At 74.4% G+C, this 464-nt stretch carries 1 pseudogene; it reads right to left on the bottom strand.

The features are described 5' to 3' along the window. Nucleotides 1-297 (bottom strand): annotated as a pseudogene (locus B2J89_RS21745) (hypothetical protein); the annotation flags it as partial. Nucleotides 298-464 lie beyond the last annotated feature (167 nt).

The raw sequence follows: 464 nt of genomic DNA, 5'->3' as shown, positions 1-464 counted from the left end.
GGGCCGTGCGCGGCCCAGGGCCTGCAGGCGCTCGGCGGCTTCGGGCAGGGCGGCGGCCGACAGTGGCGCCGCGTCGCCCTGGGGGCCGGGAACAATCCAGTCGAGCAGCAGGGCACGCGGGCCCGGCGCAGGCGTGGTCGGGTCGCGCCAGCAGTCCTCGCAGCTGGCGCCGGTGAAGCGCTCAAACAGCGCGGCCGGCTGCGGCGCAGCGTCGCTGCTGCAGACGGCCTGTGCGGCGCTGGTCAGGCCGTGCCCACAGAGCCAGGCGGCAAGCAGGGGGGCGAGCGGGTGTCTCATGGTCCGGTGTCCTTGCCAGCGTTGCGGGGTTGCGCTTTCTACAATGGCGCATGTTCCCACAAGACCTGTTTTCTGGCGCGCCCGCGCCTTTGGGCGCCGATGCACCCGCGCCCGCCGCCGCATCGCCGCTGCTGCACCACCTCAACCCCGAGCAGCTCGCCGCCGTC

It is taken from the genome of Acidovorax sp. SRB_24 (assembly GCF_012931925.1).
The sequence above is the reverse complement of the archived record's forward strand: the minus strand, read 5'-3'. Positions and strand labels throughout refer to the sequence as shown.